This is a genomic window from Veillonella sp. ZSJB6, from assembly GCF_051549505.1.
Classification (GTDB): Bacteria; Bacillota; Negativicutes; order Veillonellales; family Veillonellaceae; genus Veillonella.
Map to the genome: position 1 here is coordinate 107,877 of NZ_JBPUGE010000002.1, position 15,282 is coordinate 123,158.

Annotated in this window: 26 protein-coding genes; all 26 read right to left on the reverse strand. The window is 41.9% G+C overall.

Annotated features, from left to right (window positions below; all coding sequences use genetic code 11):
• Nucleotides 1-6: 6 nt before the first annotated feature.
• Nucleotides 7-777, reverse strand: coding sequence for a type I methionyl aminopeptidase (map, locus tag ACSV5T_RS03115; RefSeq protein WP_005385514.1), 771 nt, complete (start codon nucleotides 775-777; stop codon nucleotides 7-9).
• 3 nt (nucleotides 778-780) lie between these two features.
• Nucleotides 781-1,344: an adenylate kinase gene (locus ACSV5T_RS03120; RefSeq protein ID WP_005385513.1), complete on the reverse strand. Its 564-nt coding sequence runs from the start codon at nucleotides 1,342-1,344 to the stop codon at nucleotides 781-783.
• A 12-nt stretch (nucleotides 1,345-1,356) separates the two neighbouring features.
• Nucleotides 1,357-2,619, reverse strand: coding sequence for a preprotein translocase subunit SecY (secY, locus tag ACSV5T_RS03125; RefSeq protein WP_039968988.1), 1,263 nt, complete (start codon nucleotides 2,617-2,619; stop codon nucleotides 1,357-1,359).
• A 1-nt stretch (nucleotide 2,620) separates the two neighbouring features.
• A complete protein-coding gene (rplO, locus tag ACSV5T_RS03130) occupies nucleotides 2,621-3,064 on the reverse strand; it encodes a 50S ribosomal protein L15 (RefSeq protein WP_060923780.1) in 444 nt (147 codons plus the stop codon).
• Nucleotides 3,065-3,086: 22 nt separating this feature from the next.
• A complete protein-coding gene (rpmD, locus tag ACSV5T_RS03135; RefSeq protein ID WP_004695138.1) occupies nucleotides 3,087-3,266 on the reverse strand; it encodes a 50S ribosomal protein L30 in 180 nt (59 codons plus the stop codon).
• Between the two features lie 14 nt (nucleotides 3,267-3,280).
• The gene (rpsE, locus tag ACSV5T_RS03140) at nucleotides 3,281-3,784 is read right to left on the reverse strand and encodes a 30S ribosomal protein S5 (RefSeq protein WP_004695136.1); all 504 of its coding nucleotides are present in this window, start codon (nucleotides 3,782-3,784) and stop codon (nucleotides 3,281-3,283) included.
• A gap of 18 nt (nucleotides 3,785-3,802) precedes the next feature.
• Nucleotides 3,803-4,183 carry a 50S ribosomal protein L18 gene (gene rplR, locus ACSV5T_RS03145; RefSeq protein ID WP_005385510.1) on the reverse strand — a complete coding sequence of 127 codons (381 nt, stop codon included), beginning with the start codon at nucleotides 4,181-4,183 and terminating at the stop codon, nucleotides 3,803-3,805.
• A gap of 17 nt (nucleotides 4,184-4,200) precedes the next feature.
• Complete coding sequence (gene rplF / locus ACSV5T_RS03150; RefSeq protein ID WP_295782855.1) at nucleotides 4,201-4,746, reverse strand: 50S ribosomal protein L6; 546 nt, start codon at nucleotides 4,744-4,746, stop codon at nucleotides 4,201-4,203.
• 24 nt (nucleotides 4,747-4,770) lie between these two features.
• Nucleotides 4,771-5,157 carry a 30S ribosomal protein S8 gene (gene rpsH, locus ACSV5T_RS03155; protein ID WP_004695128.1) on the reverse strand — a complete coding sequence of 129 codons (387 nt, stop codon included), beginning with the start codon at nucleotides 5,155-5,157 and terminating at the stop codon, nucleotides 4,771-4,773.
• 27 nt (nucleotides 5,158-5,184) lie between these two features.
• Nucleotides 5,185-5,454 (reverse strand): 30S ribosomal protein S14, encoded by a 270-nt coding sequence (rpsN, locus tag ACSV5T_RS03160; protein WP_005377140.1) that lies wholly within the window; start codon nucleotides 5,452-5,454, stop codon nucleotides 5,185-5,187.
• 16 nt (nucleotides 5,455-5,470) lie between these two features.
• Nucleotides 5,471-6,010 carry a 50S ribosomal protein L5 gene (gene rplE, locus ACSV5T_RS03165; RefSeq protein ID WP_295782857.1) on the reverse strand — a complete coding sequence of 180 codons (540 nt, stop codon included), beginning with the start codon at nucleotides 6,008-6,010 and terminating at the stop codon, nucleotides 5,471-5,473.
• Nucleotides 6,011-6,033: 23 nt separating this feature from the next.
• The gene (rplX, locus tag ACSV5T_RS03170) at nucleotides 6,034-6,354 is read right to left on the reverse strand and encodes a 50S ribosomal protein L24 (protein ID WP_005385506.1); all 321 of its coding nucleotides are present in this window, start codon (nucleotides 6,352-6,354) and stop codon (nucleotides 6,034-6,036) included.
• Nucleotides 6,355-6,372: 18 nt separating this feature from the next.
• Nucleotides 6,373-6,741 (reverse strand): 50S ribosomal protein L14, encoded by a 369-nt coding sequence (gene rplN / locus ACSV5T_RS03175; RefSeq protein ID WP_004695117.1) that lies wholly within the window; start codon nucleotides 6,739-6,741, stop codon nucleotides 6,373-6,375.
• A gap of 24 nt (nucleotides 6,742-6,765) precedes the next feature.
• On the reverse strand, nucleotides 6,766-7,026 hold the full coding sequence (gene rpsQ, locus ACSV5T_RS03180; protein WP_005385504.1) for a 30S ribosomal protein S17: 261 nt from the start codon (nucleotides 7,024-7,026) through the stop codon (nucleotides 6,766-6,768).
• Nucleotides 7,027-7,065: 39 nt separating this feature from the next.
• Nucleotides 7,066-7,269, reverse strand: a complete 204-nt coding sequence (gene rpmC, locus ACSV5T_RS03185; protein ID WP_004695115.1) for a 50S ribosomal protein L29 — start codon at nucleotides 7,267-7,269, stop codon at nucleotides 7,066-7,068.
• Nucleotides 7,259-7,696 (reverse strand): 50S ribosomal protein L16, encoded by a 438-nt coding sequence (rplP, locus tag ACSV5T_RS03190; RefSeq protein WP_004695114.1) that lies wholly within the window; start codon nucleotides 7,694-7,696, stop codon nucleotides 7,259-7,261. The genes rpmC and rplP overlap by 11 nt, the downstream gene beginning before the upstream one ends.
• Nucleotides 7,696-8,361, reverse strand: coding sequence for a 30S ribosomal protein S3 (gene rpsC / locus ACSV5T_RS03195; RefSeq protein WP_105084923.1), 666 nt, complete (start codon nucleotides 8,359-8,361; stop codon nucleotides 7,696-7,698). Before rpsC ends, rplP begins: the two co-directional genes overlap by 1 nt.
• Nucleotides 8,362-8,377: 16 nt before the next feature.
• Nucleotides 8,378-8,713 (reverse strand): 50S ribosomal protein L22, encoded by a 336-nt coding sequence (rplV, locus tag ACSV5T_RS03200; RefSeq protein ID WP_004695112.1) that lies wholly within the window; start codon nucleotides 8,711-8,713, stop codon nucleotides 8,378-8,380.
• A gap of 13 nt (nucleotides 8,714-8,726) precedes the next feature.
• Complete coding sequence (rpsS, locus tag ACSV5T_RS03205; protein WP_060923779.1) at nucleotides 8,727-9,008, reverse strand: 30S ribosomal protein S19; 282 nt, start codon at nucleotides 9,006-9,008, stop codon at nucleotides 8,727-8,729.
• A 23-nt stretch (nucleotides 9,009-9,031) separates the two neighbouring features.
• Complete coding sequence (rplB, locus tag ACSV5T_RS03210) at nucleotides 9,032-9,862, reverse strand: 50S ribosomal protein L2 (RefSeq protein ID WP_005385496.1); 831 nt, start codon at nucleotides 9,860-9,862, stop codon at nucleotides 9,032-9,034.
• Nucleotides 9,863-9,888: 26 nt separating this feature from the next.
• Nucleotides 9,889-10,173, reverse strand: coding sequence for a 50S ribosomal protein L23 (gene rplW / locus ACSV5T_RS03215; protein WP_004695108.1), 285 nt, complete (start codon nucleotides 10,171-10,173; stop codon nucleotides 9,889-9,891).
• Nucleotides 10,173-10,796 carry a 50S ribosomal protein L4 gene (gene rplD, locus ACSV5T_RS03220; RefSeq protein ID WP_005377066.1) on the reverse strand — a complete coding sequence of 208 codons (624 nt, stop codon included), beginning with the start codon at nucleotides 10,794-10,796 and terminating at the stop codon, nucleotides 10,173-10,175. Before rplD ends, rplW begins: the two co-directional genes overlap by 1 nt.
• Nucleotides 10,797-10,822: 26 nt before the next feature.
• Nucleotides 10,823-11,464, reverse strand: coding sequence for a 50S ribosomal protein L3 (rplC, locus tag ACSV5T_RS03225; RefSeq protein ID WP_004695102.1), 642 nt, complete (start codon nucleotides 11,462-11,464; stop codon nucleotides 10,823-10,825).
• 12 nt (nucleotides 11,465-11,476) lie between these two features.
• Nucleotides 11,477-11,788, reverse strand: a complete 312-nt coding sequence (gene rpsJ, locus ACSV5T_RS03230; RefSeq protein ID WP_004695100.1) for a 30S ribosomal protein S10 — start codon at nucleotides 11,786-11,788, stop codon at nucleotides 11,477-11,479.
• Nucleotides 11,789-11,968: 180 nt separating this feature from the next.
• A complete protein-coding gene (gene tuf / locus ACSV5T_RS03235) occupies nucleotides 11,969-13,156 on the reverse strand; it encodes an elongation factor Tu (RefSeq protein WP_105089707.1) in 1,188 nt (395 codons plus the stop codon).
• Between the two features lie 50 nt (nucleotides 13,157-13,206).
• A complete protein-coding gene (gene fusA / locus ACSV5T_RS03240; protein ID WP_105083569.1) occupies nucleotides 13,207-15,282 on the reverse strand; it encodes an elongation factor G in 2,076 nt (691 codons plus the stop codon).

The following is a 15,282-nucleotide window of genomic DNA, read 5'->3' on the forward strand; positions in this document are numbered from 1 at the left end:
CCTGTTTTATTTAATTAACCGCGGTTCATCACGCATGGTTAATATTTCAGGGCCGTTTTCTGTAACAACCACTGTATGTTCGAAATGAGCAGCAGGTTTACCATCTACGGTAACTGCTGTCCAGTCATCCCCTAATACATGAACACGATAACTACCCATTGTAATCATCGGTTCAATACACAATACCATACCTGGTTTCATTAAAGGTCCTTGATCAGGACTACCATAGTTTGGTATTTGCGGATCTTCATGCATTTCGCGGCCTAAACCATGACCTACGAAGTCGCGAACGACGCCGTAACCATGTTTCTCACAATACGTTTGAACAGCGTGACCGATAGCACCGATACGGTTGCCAACTTTCACTTGTTCAATTCCCTTGAACAGACTTTCTTCTGTAACTTTTAACAATTTCATCACATCTGGTTTGACGTGACCGATAGGAATCGTCACAGCCGAATCGCCGTGATATCCATCAATAGATGATACAAGATCAATACTGAGGACATCACCGTTTTTAAGCTTACGCTTAGCGCTCGGAATACCATGAACAACTTCATCATTGATAGAAGCACAGATTGTAGCAGGGAATCCATAGTACCCTTTACAACTTGGTATACCACCGTGGCTGCGAATATATTCTTCGGCAATTGTATCTAACTCAAGCGTCGTGATGCCAGGTTTAGCCTTTTCTACTAACAAGGACAACGTGTCTGCTGTAAGCTTACTTGCCTTGCGGATACATTCAATTTCATGGGGCGATTTCAAAATAATCATGGATTATTTCTCCAAAGCCTTAATGATGTCAGCAAATACTGCGTCTACATCTTGTAAACCATTAATTTCTTCATATAAGCCGCTGTTGCGGTAGTAATCAATTAAAGGTTTAGTAGATTCTTCGTACACAGCTAGACGTTTCTGTACTGTTTCAGGGTTATCATCAGCACGATTTTCTAGAACAGCTCGTTCGCTAATACGTTTAACTAATTCCTCGGAAGGAACATTTAAGTTAAGTACAGCGTCCAAAGAAATTCCTAATTCTTTAAGGATTGCATCCAAGGACACAGCTTGCGCTGTTGTTCTTGGGAATCCATCAAGAATAAATCCAGATTTGCAGTCATCTTTCACCAAGCGATCACGTACGATACCAACAGTTACACTGTCAGGTACCAATTGACCAGCATCGATGTATTTCTTAGCCTCAACTCCAAGAGGTGTTTCGTTCTTAATCGCAGCGCGGAACATATCACCTGTTGAAATTTGGGGAATACCGTATTTTTCAATAAGTCGAGCTGCCTGAGTGCCTTTACCAGCACCAGGAGGTCCCATTAATAGAATATACATATTGTTTCCCTCCTATTTCACAAAGCCTTTATAGTGGCGTGTTACCATGAGCGACTCAATTTGTTGCATTGTATCAAGTGCTACACCTACAACGATAAGGAGAGCCGTACCACCAAAGTATACGCCTTGGACGCCGGTAATACTACCGAGGAAATTCGGTATAATAGCAACGACAGCTAAGAATACAGCGCCAGCCAAAGTGATCTTGGTCATCACGTTATCCACATAATCAGCAGTTGGTTTACCCGCACGAATACCTGGGATAAAACCACCGTATTTTTTCATATTATCTGCCATATCTGTAATGTTGATAGAGATTGCAGTATAGAAATACGTAAAGATAAAAATCAATAATGCATACAATGCCGTTTGTAACGGCGTACCCCATGTAAATAGATCTGCAATTTTATGAACATATTCATTGTCAATAAATTGCGCAATTGTCACAGGGAACATCAACACAGATGACGCAAAGATAATTGGGATTACACCTGCCTGATTGACTTTCAACGGCAAGAATGTAGAGTGACCACCGTACATTTTACGACCTACTACGCGTTTAGCATATTGAATCGGAATACGACGTTGGCCTTGTGTAACTGCAACTACGACAGCAATCATCGCAAGAGCAATTACAGCAAATAAGAATGCTTGGAACATATTGATTGTTCCGTTTTGGATATATTGATAAATAGTTTCTAAACCATCTGGTAATCGAGCTACGATACCAGCAAAGATGATCAAGGAAATACCATTACCTATACCATATGCTGTGATTTGTTCACCAATCCACATCAACAAGCATGTGCCTGCTGTTAGGATGATGGCCACAACGAATACACTAAGGAAATCATTATTTACCAAAGCGTTGTTTGCTCTAAGAGCAAATGCCATGCCTGCGGCTTGTACAAAGCCGAGGACTACGGTGCCATAACGAGTTACCTTCGCTATTTTCTTACGCCCGTCTTCACCATCTTTACTCCATGCTTCAAACTGAGGAACTACAGACTGAAGCAGTTGCATGATGATGGAAGCATTGATGTAAGGTGTAATACTCATTGCAAAGATAGAGAACTTACTAAGCGCACCACCAGCAAACAAGTCTAATAGACCGAATAGGTTACCGGATGTAAACAAGGATTCGATAACAGACGCATCAACGCCTGGAACAGGAATGTGGATACCAGCTCTAAAGATGGCAAACATCATTAATGTGTAAAGAATCTTATTACGTAATTCGGTAATCTTAAAGATGTTCGAGAGGCTATCTAGCACCCTAGATCACCTCTACTTTTCCGCCTGCTGCTGTAATTTTTTCTTCAGCAGATTTAGTGAAGCCATTAGCGATAACTGTTAAGTTTTTAGTTTCCAATGTACCGTTACCTAAAATACGAATGCCATCGCGTACATTTTTCAAAATGCCAGCTTCAATAAGAGCTACTGGATCAACTGTTGCACCGTCTTCAAAACGGTTCAATTGTTCTACGTTAACTTCAGCATATTGTTTAGCAAAAACGTTGTTGAAACCACGTTTTGGTAAACGACGATAAAGAGGCATTTGGCCGCCTTCAAAACCGGAGCGAACGCCACCGCCAGAACGGGAGTTTTGACCTTTTTGACCACGACCAGATGTTTTACCCAAGCCAGAACCTAAACCACGGCCTACACGAGTACGAGCTTTTTTGGAACCAGCAGCTGGTTGTAATTCATGAAGTTTCATTCAGTGCACCTCCTTATCAGTATTAAACTTCTTCAACTTTTACTAAATGTCTAACTTTGTGAAGCATACCTTCGATTTGAGGTGTTACTTCTTTTACAACTTGAGAATTAGTTTTTTTCAAGCCCAAAGCTTTAACTGTCGCGCGTTGATCTTCAGGACGACCGATTAAGCTTCTTGTTAATGTTACTTTAACTTGTGCCATTTCTTGTCTCCTTATTACGCGTTATAAATTTCTTCAACGGTTTTACCACGAAGTTCAGCAACTTCGCTAGCGCGTTTCAAATCTTTCAAACCTTCGATTGTAGCGCGAACCATATTGTTAGGGTTAGAAGAGCCCAAAGATTTAGTCAAGATGTTACGAACACCTACTAATTCCAATACGGCACGAACAGGGCCACCAGCGATAACGCCAGTACCTTCAGCAGCTGGTTTCAAGAATACGCGGCCTGCGCCGAATACGCCTGTTACGCTGTGAGGGATTGTACCATTTTTAATTGCTACGTTTACAATATTTTTCTTAGCATCATCGATACCTTTGCGAATTGCTTCTGGTACTTCCGCTGCTTTACCTAAGCCAACGCCTACATAACCGTTGCCATCACCAACAACTACAAGAGCGCTGAAGGAAAAACGACGACCGCCTTTAACTACTTTGGCTACGCGGTTGATGAATACTACTCTTTCTTTAAGATCAAGACTGGTGTAGTCAATTCTCGCCATGTCTATAGTTCCTCCTTCTTAGAATTTTAAGCCTGCTTCACGAGCACCTTCTGCAAGGGCTGCTACGCGGCCGTGGTAAATGTAACCACCACGGTCAAACACTACAGTGTCAATGCCTTTAGCGATAGCTTTTTTAGCAACTGCTTCACCAACAGCTTTAGCAGCAGCTACGTTACCACCATAGGATAAGTTCAAATCTTTATCTAAAGAGCTAGCAGCAACCAAAGTTGTACCTGCTACGTCATCGATTACTTGTGCGTAAATGTTGCTCAAAGAACGGTAAACGTTCAAACGTGGGCAAGTTGCCGTACCAGAGATGTGACGGCGAATACGAAGATGACGTTTTGCTCGAGCGATATTTCTACTAGATTTACGAGGCAAGATATTCACTCCTTTCATTCATATAGATGATATTACTATTTACCTTTTGCACCAGCTTTACCAGCTTTGCGACGAACAACTTCGCCTTCATAGCGGATACCTTTACCTTTGTAAGGTTCAGGTTTTCTCCATTTACGGATATCAGCTGCTACTGCGCCTACAACTTCTTTGTCTGCACCAGAAACAACGATTTTGTTAGGAGCTGGAACTTCAATTGTAATACCAGCTGGAGCTTCCATTTCTACTGGATGAGAGAAGCCAAGTGTAAGAACTAATTTATTGCCTTGTTTAGCCGCTCTGTAACCAACACCGTTGATTTCAAGAGTTTTTGTGAATCCTTCAGATACGCCTGTTACCATATTAGCAACAAGAGCGCGAGTCAAACCGTGAAGGGAACGATGAGCTTTATTGTCGGAAGGACGAGCTACTGTAATTGTGTTACCTTCAACAGTGATATTCATATCTGGATGCAAATCGCGAGATAATTCACCTTTAGGACCTTTTACGTTCATATGATGGTTATCATATGTAACAGTAACGCCTGCAGGGATCTCGATAGGCATTCTACCGATACGTGACATTATTTCTACCTCCTATTGCTACTATTACCAAACGTATGCGATTACTTCGCCACCAAGACCTTCTTTACGAGCTTGTTTGTCGCTCATAACGCCTTTGGATGTAGAAATAACTGCGATACCCAAACCACCAAGTACACGAGGAAGTTCTTCCTTTTTCGCGTAAACACGTAAACCAGGTTTGGAAATACGTTTAATTCCTGTAATAACTTTTTCGTTATTGGAACCATATTTCAAAGTTACTTTTAAAGTGTTTTCTTCTTTTTCTACGTTCTTTACGAAACCTTCTTGTAAAAGGATGTCAAGAACAGCTGCTTTCATTCTAGATGCAGGAATGTTTACCGTTTCATGAAGTGCAGCATTTGCATTACGGATGCGCGTAAGCATATCCGCGATAGGATCGGTCATTACCATAATCTAAAAACCTCCTCTCGTCTAATATTACCAGCTGGCTTTTTTAACACCAGGAATTTGTCCTTTGTACGCCAATTCACGGAACGCAATACGGCTGATACCGAATTTGCGCATATAGCCGTGAGGACGACCAGTTAAGTTGCAACGGTTGTGTAAGCGTGTTGGGGATGCGTTTGCTGGTAATTTGGACAAGCCTTCATAATCACCTGCTGCTTTTAACGCTGCACGTTTAGCTGCATATTTTTCAACGATTTTAGCGCGTTTCTTTTCGCGTTCAATCATAGATTTTTTAGCCATCTATATGTTCCTCCTATTATTTTTCAAAAGGCATACCGAATTGAGTCAACAATTCACGAGCTTCTTCATCTGTTTTAGCAGTTGTTACTACGATGATATCCATACCAGTAACACGTTCTACTTGATCATATTCGATCTCAGGGAAGATGAGCTGTTCTTTAAGACCCAAAGCGTAGTTACCACGGCCATCAAATGCTGTTGCGCTGATACCGCGGAAGTCACGTACACGAGGTAATGCCGCATTGATCAATTTATCGAGGAATTCATACATGCGTTCGCCACGAAGAGTAACTTTTGTACCCAACGCCATGCCTTCACGAACTTTGAAGTTCGCAATGGATTTTTTAGCTTTTGTGATTACAGGTTTTTGACCAGAAATGATAGTCAAATCATTAACTGCTGCTTCCAATGCTTTTGCATTGCCTACTGCATCACCAACGCCGATGTTGATAACGATTTTTTCCAATTTAGGGATTTCCATAACGTTGCCGTATTGGAATTTTTCTTGCATACTCTTTTTGATTTCAGAGTTATATTGTTCAAATAAACGAGACATTTATTTAGCTCCTCCTTTCCTGATTATTTAAGTACTGTACCAGATTTAACTGTAGCGCGAACGAATTTACCGTCTTTGCCTTCAACTTTTTTGATACGAGTAGCTGTTTTAGTTTCTGGGTCAACGATCATTACGTTAGAAACATGGATACCAGCTTCTTTAGTAACGATGCCGCCTTGTGGGTTAGCTTGAGAAGGTTTTGTATGACGTTTTACAGTGTTAACGCCTTCAACAAATACGCGTTCTTTTTTAGGTTCAGTAGCAATTACTGTACCTTGCTTACCTTTATCTTTACCGGAGATAACAACAACTGTATCGCCTTTTTTGATTTGTAGTTTAGCCATATGCTGCGTTCCTCCTTCTTATAATACTTCTGGAGCCAAAGAAACGATTTTCATGAAGTCTTTTTCACGAAGCTCTCTAGCTACAGGTCCAAAGATACGAGTACCACGAGGGGTCTTGTCATCTTTAATAACTACTGCTGCGTTTTCATCGAAACGGATATAGGAACCGTCTTGACGGCGGATACCTTTTTTAGAACGAACAATAACAGCTTTGACTACGTCGCCTTTCTTGACAACGCCACCGGGTGATGCATCTTTTACAGAAGCAACGATTACGTCACCGATATTGCCGAATTTGCGATAAGAACCGCCCATGACTTGGATACACATAATACGTTTTGCACCAGTGTTGTCGGCAACATTCAAAATTGTTTGTTGCTGGATCATCGTCTATTCCTCCTTACATCACTCTTATTTTTGTCTTTCAAGAATTTCAACAACTCTCCAACATTTATCTTTAGAAAGTGGACGAGTTTCTACAATTTTAACTGTATCGCCAATTTGGCACTCATTGTTTTCATCATGAGCTTTGAAGCGTTTAGTGCTAACCATTGGCTTGTTATATAATGCGTGAGGTACTTTACGTTCTACAGCAACAACAACAGTTTTATTCATTTTGTCGCTTACAACTTTACCTACGCGGACTTTACGTACGTTTCTTTCTTCTGCCACGATTTTAAGCCTCCTTTTCAACCTTTAACAAATCTGTTATTATGCGTTTTCAGATTTAAGTTCAACTTCACGTTGTACAGTTTTAATACGAGCGATTGTCTTCTTAACTTCACGAATGCGCATAGGATTTTCTAATTGACCTGTTGCAAGCTGAAAACGGAGGTTAAATAACTCTTCCTTAAGACCGGAAACTTTTTGTTCCATTTCGGCAGCGCTCATATTGCGAATGTCATTAACCTTCATTTACGTCACCACCCAATTCTTTACCCTTAACAACAAATTTGCATTTGATTGGAAGTTTATGGCTTGCAAGACGCATAGCTTCACGAGCTGTAGCTTCTGGCACACCGTCCATTTCAAACATTACACGACCTGGTTTAACTACTGCTACCCAGTATTCAGGAGAACCTTTACCGGAACCCATACGAGTACCAGCTGGTTTAGCTGTGATTGGTTTGTCAGGGAAAATTTTAATCCATACTTTACCACCACGTTTGATATAACGAGTCATAGCAATACGGGCAGCTTCGATTTGACGGTTAGTGATCCAAGATGGTTCGCATGCTACCAAGCCGAACTCACCATGAGACACTGTATTACCGCGCATAGCACGACCTTTCATACGGCCGCGGAATTGCTTACGATGTTTTACGCGCTTTGGAATAAGCATTACTTGCCACCTTCTTCCTTCTTAGCAGGTTGTTTTGCTTCTGGCAAAACTTCACCTTTGTAAATCCATACTTTAATGCCGATACAACCATATGTTGTATGAGCTTCAGCAGTACCGTAGTCGATGTCTGCACGAAGTGTATGCAAAGGAATAGAACCTTCACGGTAGGATTCGCTACGAGCGATTTCAGCACCGCCAAGACGACCGCTTACCATGATTTTAATACCTTTTGCACCTAAGCGCATTGTACGACCTACAGCTTGTTTCATTGCACGACGGAAACCGATACGGCGTTCCAATTGGCTAGCAATGTTTTCTGCAACCAAGATTGCATCCATGTCTGCTTGTTTAATTTCTGCGATGTTAACGTCCACTTGTTTGTCAGTGAAACGAGTCATTGCTTTTTTGATATCTTCGATACCAGCACCACCACGACCGATAACCATACCTGGTTTTGCAGTGTGGATAGTCAATTTAATACGTTTATTTGTACGCTCGATTTCAATGCGGGAAATACCAGCAATGAAAAGGGTTTCTTTCAAGAAGTTACGAATTTTTACGTCTTCATGAAGATTAGCAGCGAAATCTTTATCTGCATACCATTTTGCGTCCCAATCTTTTACGATACCGACACGCAAACCGTGTGGATTAACTTTTTGACCCACTCTGTTTCCCTCCTTCTTAAGCTCTTTCTTTAACTACTACTGTTACATGGCTAGTGCGTTTCAAAATTTTGAAAGCTTGACCACGGGAACGAGGATGAATGCGTTTTAATGTAGGGCCTTGATCAACGAAGATCTCGGATACGTAAAGATTGTCAACATTCATATCGAAATTATGTTCAGCGTTTGCGATTGCAGAACGCATAACTTTTTCTACTACATCAGCGCCAACTTTCGGAGTGAACTTCAAGATGGCAAATGCTTCGCCGATGTTTTTACCGCGCACTAAATCTGCAACGATACGGATTTTACGAGGCGCGATTCGGATATGTCTAGCGATTGCTTTTGCTTCCATGTATTATTTCCTCCTATTTTTTGCCTGTAGATTTTTCGTCCTTACCGTGACCTTTGAAAGTACGTGTAGGAGCGAACTCACCTAATTTATGACCTACCATATCTTCTGTAATGAATACAGGTACATGTTTGCGACCATCATGCACAGCAATTGTGTGGCCTACAAAACTTGGGATAATAGTAGAGGCACGGGACCAGGTTTTTACAACTTTCTTTTCGTTAGTTTCGTTTAAAGCTTCAACTTTCTTAAGCAAATGATCTGCTACGAAAGGGCCTTTTTTAATAGATCTGGACACTATTTTATCTCCTTTCCTTTATCCTATTTTGTACGACGTTTAATGATTAAGCTGTTAGAAGCTTTTTTCTTGTCGCGAGTTTTAACACCATGTGCTGGTTTGCCCCAAGGTGTAACAGGATGTTTACGACCAACAGGAGATTTACCTTCACCACCACCATGTGGATGGTCACAAGGGTTCATTACAACACCACGGTTGCCAGGGCGAACGCCCATCCAACGATGACGACCAGCTTTACCAATTACAAGGTTGCTGTGGTCAGCGTTACCAACAACACCTACTGTTGCACGGCACTCTTGACGAACACGACGCATTTCACCAGATGGTAAACGAAGAATAGCATAGCCATTATCTTTACCCATCAATTGAGCAGATGTACCAGCGGAACGAACGATTTGGCCACCTTTACCGATTTTCAATTCGATATTGTGGATTTGTGTACCGTCTGGAATATTAGCCAATGGTAAGCAGTTACCAGGTTTAATATCGGACTCAGGACCGGAGAATACAACGTCACCAACTTTTAGACCGTTAGGAGCTAAAATGTAGCGTTTTTCACCATCAGCGTAGTTAAGCAAAGCGATACGAGAAGAACGGTTAGGATCATACTCGATTGTTGCTACTTTAGCTGGAATATTATCTTTAGTACGTTTGAAGTCAATAATACGATATTGACGTTTATGACCGCCACCTTGGTGACGAACTGTCATTTTACCAGTATTGTTACGACCACCTTTTTGAGAAATCTTAGCTAGCAAAGATTTTTCTGGTTTGCTTGCTGTGATTTCGTCGAAGGCGGATACTGTCATAAACCGGCGACCAGCGGAGTACGGTTTAAATGATTTAATTGCCATTAGTGGGCCTCCTTACAACTAGACTCTTAGACACCTTCAAAGAATTCAATGGATTCGCCAGCTTTCAAAGTAACGATAGCTTTTTTGTAATCGCTGCGTTTACCTTGTGTACGACCCATGCGTTTAGTTTTGCCTAAAACACGAATAGTAGCTACTTTTTCTACTTTTACATTGAAGATTTTTTCAACTGCTTGACGGATTTGCACTTTATTTGCAGTCAAAGGCACACGGAAAGTGTATTTGCCTTCTTCCATAAGCATAGTGGATTTTTCGGTAATAACCGGGCGGATTAGTACATCATGTAATTGCATTATCCAAGTACCTCCTCGATTTTTGCGACAGCACCTTTAGTAATGAAGAGCTTATCGTAATGAAGAAGATCGAAAATGTTCATACCTTCGCAAGCCAATGCTTTAACACCTTGGATGTTGCGAGCGGAACGTTCAACATTTACATCACCTTCTGTGATGAACAATACTTTTGCATCACCAACGTTGAAGCTATTGATAATGTTCAACACTTCTTTAGTTTTAGGAGCTGCTAATGTGATTTCTTCCAAAACGTATAATTCGCTATTATTCACTTTATCGCTAAGAGCAGATTTAACTGCCAAACGTCTAGCCTTACGAGGCATAGCTTTGTAATAGCTGCGAGGTTGTGGACCAAATGTAGTACCGCCACCAATCCAGATTGGAGAACGGCTGGAACCGGAACGTGCACGACCAGTACCTTTTTGTTTCCAAGGTTTGCGGCCACCGCCACGAACCATACCTCTAGTTTTTGTTGCATGTGTGCCGAGACGTTCGTTAGACAATTGACGAACTACGGCTTGATGCATAACGGCTTCGTTTACTTCAACGCCGAATACTGCATCGTTTAACTGTATTTCACCGACTTTAACGCCGGATTGATTATATGTTGCTACTGTAGGCATTACATAATCCTCCTTTCGACAAATGATTATTTAACAGGTTTAACCGTGTTGCGAACCATAACCAAGCTACCTTTAGCGCCTGGGATACCACCTTTAACCAATAAAAGGTTACGTTCAGCATCAACTTTCACAACGGATAAGCGTTGTACGGTAACTCTGTAACCACCCATTTGTCCAGGGAGTTTTTTACCTTTGTATACCTTACCGCCGCCACCGGAGATCATAGGACCGATGGAACCAGGTTCACGGTGAGATTTGGAACCATGAGTTTCAGGACCACGGGAGAAGTTATGGCGTTTAATTGTGCCAGCAAAACCCTTACCTTTACCTGTACCCACTACGTCCACCAATTCACCTTCTGCGAAGATATCAGCTGCCAGAGTTTGGCCTACTGTGTAGTCAGCTGCATTAGCTACGCGAACTTCGCGAAGATATTTAACTGGAGCTACGCCAGCTTTGTCGAACTGACCTTTTACAGGTTTTGTTAAATGTTTTTCTTTAATGGAACCGTAACCAATTTGTACTGCTTCGTAGCCGTCTGTTTCAACAGTCTTAACGCGCACTACAACGCTTGGGGTAGTTTCCACTACTGTTACAGGAACTAATTGGCCTTCTGCTGTGAAGACTTGAGTCATTCCTAATTTTTTACCCAAAATAGCTTTAGACATTATCGCACCTCCTTATAGTTTTATTTCAATAGATACACCAGCTGGTAAATCTAAACGAGTGATAGCATCTACTGTTTTCGAATTTGGTTCAAGAATATCGATTAAGCGTTTATGTGTACGCATTTCGAATTGTTCACGAGAATCTTTGTTTACGTGTACAGAACGAAGAATTGTGAAGATATTCTTTTCTGTTGGCAATGGAATCGGACCAGATACCATAGCGCCATTTCTTTTTGCAGTGTCTACGATCTTAGCAGCGCTTTGATCGAGAGCTTTGTGGTCGTATGCCTTAAGGCGAATACGGATTTTTTGCTGTTTAGCCATTATTAATAATTCCTCCTGTCGTCCATTTCGTGAATGGGCTGCTCCATAGAAATTCTCCTCCGCAGAGGCAACCTTCTACTTCATAGTTTAAAAACACAACACTAGAGCGGCATTACTGCCGCTCTGAATGCTGCATGTATTGTGCCCAACGCATCACTACGATGAGCATAAAAGGTTAAATTAACCTTCGATTTCAGTTACAACGCCAGCGCCTACTGTATGGCCACCTTCGCGGATCGCGAAGCGAAGACCTTCTTCGATAGCGATTGGAGTGATCAATTCAATGTTCATTGTTACGTTATCGCCAGGCATACACATTTCTACACCGTCTGGAAGGTTTACAACACCTGTTACGTCTGTTGTACGGAAGTAGAATTGTGGACGGTAGTTGGAGAAGAATGGAGTATGACGGCCACCTTCTTCTTTAGTCAATACGTAAACTTCTGCTTTGAATTTTGTGTGTGGTTTGATGGAACCTGGTTTAGCCAATACTTGACCACGTTCGATGTCTTTACGGTCAACACCACGAAGCAACGCACCTACGTTGTCACCTGCTACTGCAGAGTCCAAAGTTTTGCGGAACATTTCAAGACCAGTTACTACGTATTGTTCAGCTTTTTCTTTCAAGCCTACAACTTCTACTGTGTCGCCTACGTTTACTTGACCACGTTCAACACGGCCAGTTGCTACTGTACCACGACCAGTGATTGTGAATACGTCTTCCACAGGCATCAAGAAAGGTTTGTCAGTATCACGAACTGGAGTTGGGATGTAGGAGTCTACAGCCTCCATCAATTCGTCGATTTTAGCTACATATTGAGCATCGCCTTCCAAAGCTTTCAACGCAGAACCTACAACGATAGGTACTTCGTCGCCAGGGAATTCGTAGGAAGAAAGAAGTTCACGAACTTCCATTTCTACCAATTCGATCAATTCTTCGTCGTCAACCATGTCAGCTTTGTTCAAGAATACTACGATTGCAGGAACACCAACTTGGCGAGCCAACAAGATGTGTTCGCGAGTTTGAGGCATAGGGCCGTCAGCTGCGGAACATACCAAGATAGCGCCGTCCATTTGAGCTGCACCAGTGATCATGTTTTTAACATAGTCAGCATGGCCTGGGCAGTCAACGTGTGCATAGTGACGGTTAGCAGTTTCATACTCAACGTGTGCAGTGTTGATTGTGATACCACGTTCACGTTCTTCTGGAGCTTTATCGATCATGCTGTAATCTTGGAAGTCAGCTTGGCCTTTTTCAGCCAATACTTTAGTGATTGCAGCTGTCAAAGTAGTTTTACCATGGTCAACGTGACCGATTGTACCGATGTTAACATGCGGTTTCGTACGTTCAAATTTTTCTTTTGCCATTTTAAATTATCCTCCGAGGAAAATAGTAATTCTATTAATCTAATGTAAGATTAACCGTTTTTCTTTGCTTGAATTTCTTCAGCAATTTTCTTAGGAACTTCTTCGTAATGATCGAATGTCATGGAGTAGTTACCGCGACCTTGAGTTTTGGAACGAAGGTCTGTTGCGTAACCGAACATTTCGCTCAATGGAACATATGCTTTGATATGTTGGTTACCATTACGAGCTTCCATGCCGTCCATGCGACCACGACGGGAGTTCAAGTCACCGATAACGTCGCCCATGTATTCTTCAGGAACGTCTACTTCTACGGACATATATGGTTCAAGCAATGCAGGATCTGCTTTGCGAGCACCTTCTTTAAAGCCCATGGAACCAGCGATTTTGAAGGCCATTTCGTTGGAGTCAACGTCATGGTAGGAGCCGTCAAATACGATAACTTTGATGTCAACCATTGGATAACCAGCGATAACACCGGATTCCATAGCTTCTTTAACACCGTTTTCTACAGGTCCGATGTATTCACGAGGAATTGCACCACCTACGACCTTATTTTCAAATTCGAAGCCAGCACCTGGTTCTTGAGGAATTAATTCCAACCAGCAGTGACCATATTGACCACGACCACCAGATTGACGAACGAATTTACCTTCAGCTTTAACAGCTTTACGGATAGTTTCGCGATAAGCTACTTGAGGTTTACCTACGTTACATTCTACTTTGAATTCACGGTTCATACGGTCAACGATGATATCCAAGTGAAGTTCGCCCATACCGGAGATAATAGTTTGACCTGTTTCTTCATCAGTACGAACTTTGAAAGTAGGATCTTCTTCTGCCAAACGAGCAAGAGCTGTACCCATTTTTTCTTGGTCAGCTTTTGTTTTAGGTTCAACAGCAACGGAGATAACTGGTTCAGGGAACTCCATAGATTCAAGAATTACAGGATTCTTTTCATCACAAAGAGTATCACCAGTAGTAGTATCTTTCAAGCCTACAGCTGCAGCGATGTCGCCAGCGTAAACCATGTCGATTTCTTTACGAGTGTTAGCGTGCATTTGAAGAATACGGCCAATACGTTCTTTCTTACCTTTTGTGGAGTTGAAAACGTAGGAACCGGATTCCAATGTACCGGAGTACACACGGAAGAACGCTAATTTACCAACATAAGGGTCAGCCATGATTTTGAATGCCAATGCGGAGAATGGCTCTTCATCGGAAGAAGGACGAGTTGTTTCTTCTTCAGTACCAGGAACTACACCTTTAATAGCTGGAATGTCGATAGGAGCTGGCATGTAATCTACAACAGCGTCCAACAACATTTGTACACCTTTGTTTTTGTAGGAAGAACCACAAAGAACTGGGAACAATTGGTTAGCGATAACCGCTTTACGCAATGCTGTTTTCAATTCTTCGATGGAGATTTCTTCACCTTCCAAATATTTCATCATGATATCGTCATCAGTTTCAGCGATAGCATCGATCATCATTTCGCGACGAGCTTCAGCTACTTCTTGATATTCTGCTGGGATATCAGTGATTTCATATTCTTTACCGTCATCGGATTTGTAAATTTCCGCTTTCATAGTCATCAAATCGATGATGCCTTCGAAAGTATCTTCAGCGCCGATTGGCACTTGGATAGCTACGGAATTTGCACCCAAACGGGATTTCATCATATCAACTACGTTGAAGAAGTCAGCACCTACTGTATCCATCTTATTTACATAAGCGATACGAGGTACGCCGTAGTTAGATGCTTGACGCCATACTGTTTCGGATTGAGGTTCAACGCCACCTTTAGCACTGAACACCGCTACGGAGCCATCAAGTACACGTAGAGAACGTTCTACTTCTACAGTAAAGTCAACGTGACCAGGAGTATCGATGATATTGATACGATGATCTTTCCAGTGACATGTTGTCGCCGCAGAAGTGATTGTGATACCACGTTCTTGTTCTTGCGCCATCCAGTCCATCGTAGCAGCACCTTCATGTACTTCGCCGATTTTGTGAACAATACCTGTATAGTAGAGGATACGTTCTGTAGTTGTTGTTTTACCAGCATCGATGTGAGCCATGATACCGATATTACGAGTTTTTGCTAGGGAAAACTCTCTTGCCAC

What these genes read in the sequence shown, in the direction of transcription:
- rplP (WP_004695114.1), bottom strand. Translation starts at nt 7,696, where the DNA reads ATGCTTATTCCAAAGCGCGTAAAACATCGTAAGCAATTCCGCGGCCGT.
- rplE (WP_295782857.1), bottom strand. Translation starts at nt 6,010, where the DNA reads ATGTCTCGTTTATTTGAACAATATAACTCTGAAATCAAAAAGAGTATG.
- rplC (WP_004695102.1), bottom strand. Translation starts at nt 11,464, where the DNA reads ATGTCTAAAGCTATTTTGGGTAAAAAATTAGGAATGACTCAAGTCTTC.
- rpsN (WP_005377140.1), bottom strand. Translation starts at nt 5,454, where the DNA reads ATGGCTAAAAAATCTATGATTGAACGCGAAAAGAAACGCGCTAAAATC.
- map (WP_005385514.1), bottom strand. Translation starts at nt 777, where the DNA reads ATGATTATTTTGAAATCGCCCCATGAAATTGAATGTATCCGCAAGGCA.
- rplV (WP_004695112.1), bottom strand. Translation starts at nt 8,713, where the DNA reads ATGGAAGCAAAAGCAATCGCTAGACATATCCGAATCGCGCCTCGTAAA.
- rpsE (WP_004695136.1), bottom strand. Translation starts at nt 3,784, where the DNA reads ATGGCGAGAATTGACTACACCAGTCTTGATCTTAAAGAAAGAGTAGTA.
- tuf (WP_105089707.1), bottom strand. Translation starts at nt 13,156, where the DNA reads ATGGCAAAAGAAAAATTTGAACGTACGAAACCGCATGTTAACATCGGT.
- rplF (WP_295782855.1), bottom strand. Translation starts at nt 4,746, where the DNA reads ATGTCACGTATCGGTAGAATGCCTATCGAGATCCCTGCAGGCGTTACT.
- rpmD (WP_004695138.1), bottom strand. Translation starts at nt 3,266, where the DNA reads ATGGCACAAGTTAAAGTAACATTAACAAGAAGCTTAATCGGTCGTCCT.
- rplR (WP_005385510.1), bottom strand. Translation starts at nt 4,183, where the DNA reads ATGAAAGGAGTGAATATCTTGCCTCGTAAATCTAGTAGAAATATCGCT.
- rpmC (WP_004695115.1), bottom strand. Translation starts at nt 7,269, where the DNA reads ATGAAGGTTAATGACATTCGCAATATGAGCGCTGCCGAAATGGAACAA.
- ACSV5T_RS03120 (WP_005385513.1), bottom strand. Translation starts at nt 1,344, where the DNA reads ATGTATATTCTATTAATGGGACCTCCTGGTGCTGGTAAAGGCACTCAG.
- rpsH (WP_004695128.1), bottom strand. Translation starts at nt 5,157, where the DNA reads ATGGTAATGACCGATCCTATCGCGGATATGCTTACGCGCATCCGTAAT.
- rplB (WP_005385496.1), bottom strand. Translation starts at nt 9,862, where the DNA reads ATGGCAATTAAATCATTTAAACCGTACTCCGCTGGTCGCCGGTTTATG.
- rplO (WP_060923780.1), bottom strand. Translation starts at nt 3,064, where the DNA reads ATGAAACTTCATGAATTACAACCAGCTGCTGGTTCCAAAAAAGCTCGT.
- rplW (WP_004695108.1), bottom strand. Translation starts at nt 10,173, where the DNA reads ATGCAATTACATGATGTACTAATCCGCCCGGTTATTACCGAAAAATCC.
- rplD (WP_005377066.1), bottom strand. Translation starts at nt 10,796, where the DNA reads ATGCCTACAGTAGCAACATATAATCAATCCGGCGTTAAAGTCGGTGAA.
- rpsJ (WP_004695100.1), bottom strand. Translation starts at nt 11,788, where the DNA reads ATGGCTAAACAGCAAAAAATCCGTATTCGCCTTAAGGCATACGACCAC.
- rplX (WP_005385506.1), bottom strand. Translation starts at nt 6,354, where the DNA reads ATGGCTAAACTACAAATCAAAAAAGGCGATACAGTTGTTGTTATCTCC.
- rplN (WP_004695117.1), bottom strand. Translation starts at nt 6,741, where the DNA reads ATGATCCAGCAACAAACAATTTTGAATGTTGCCGACAACACTGGTGCA.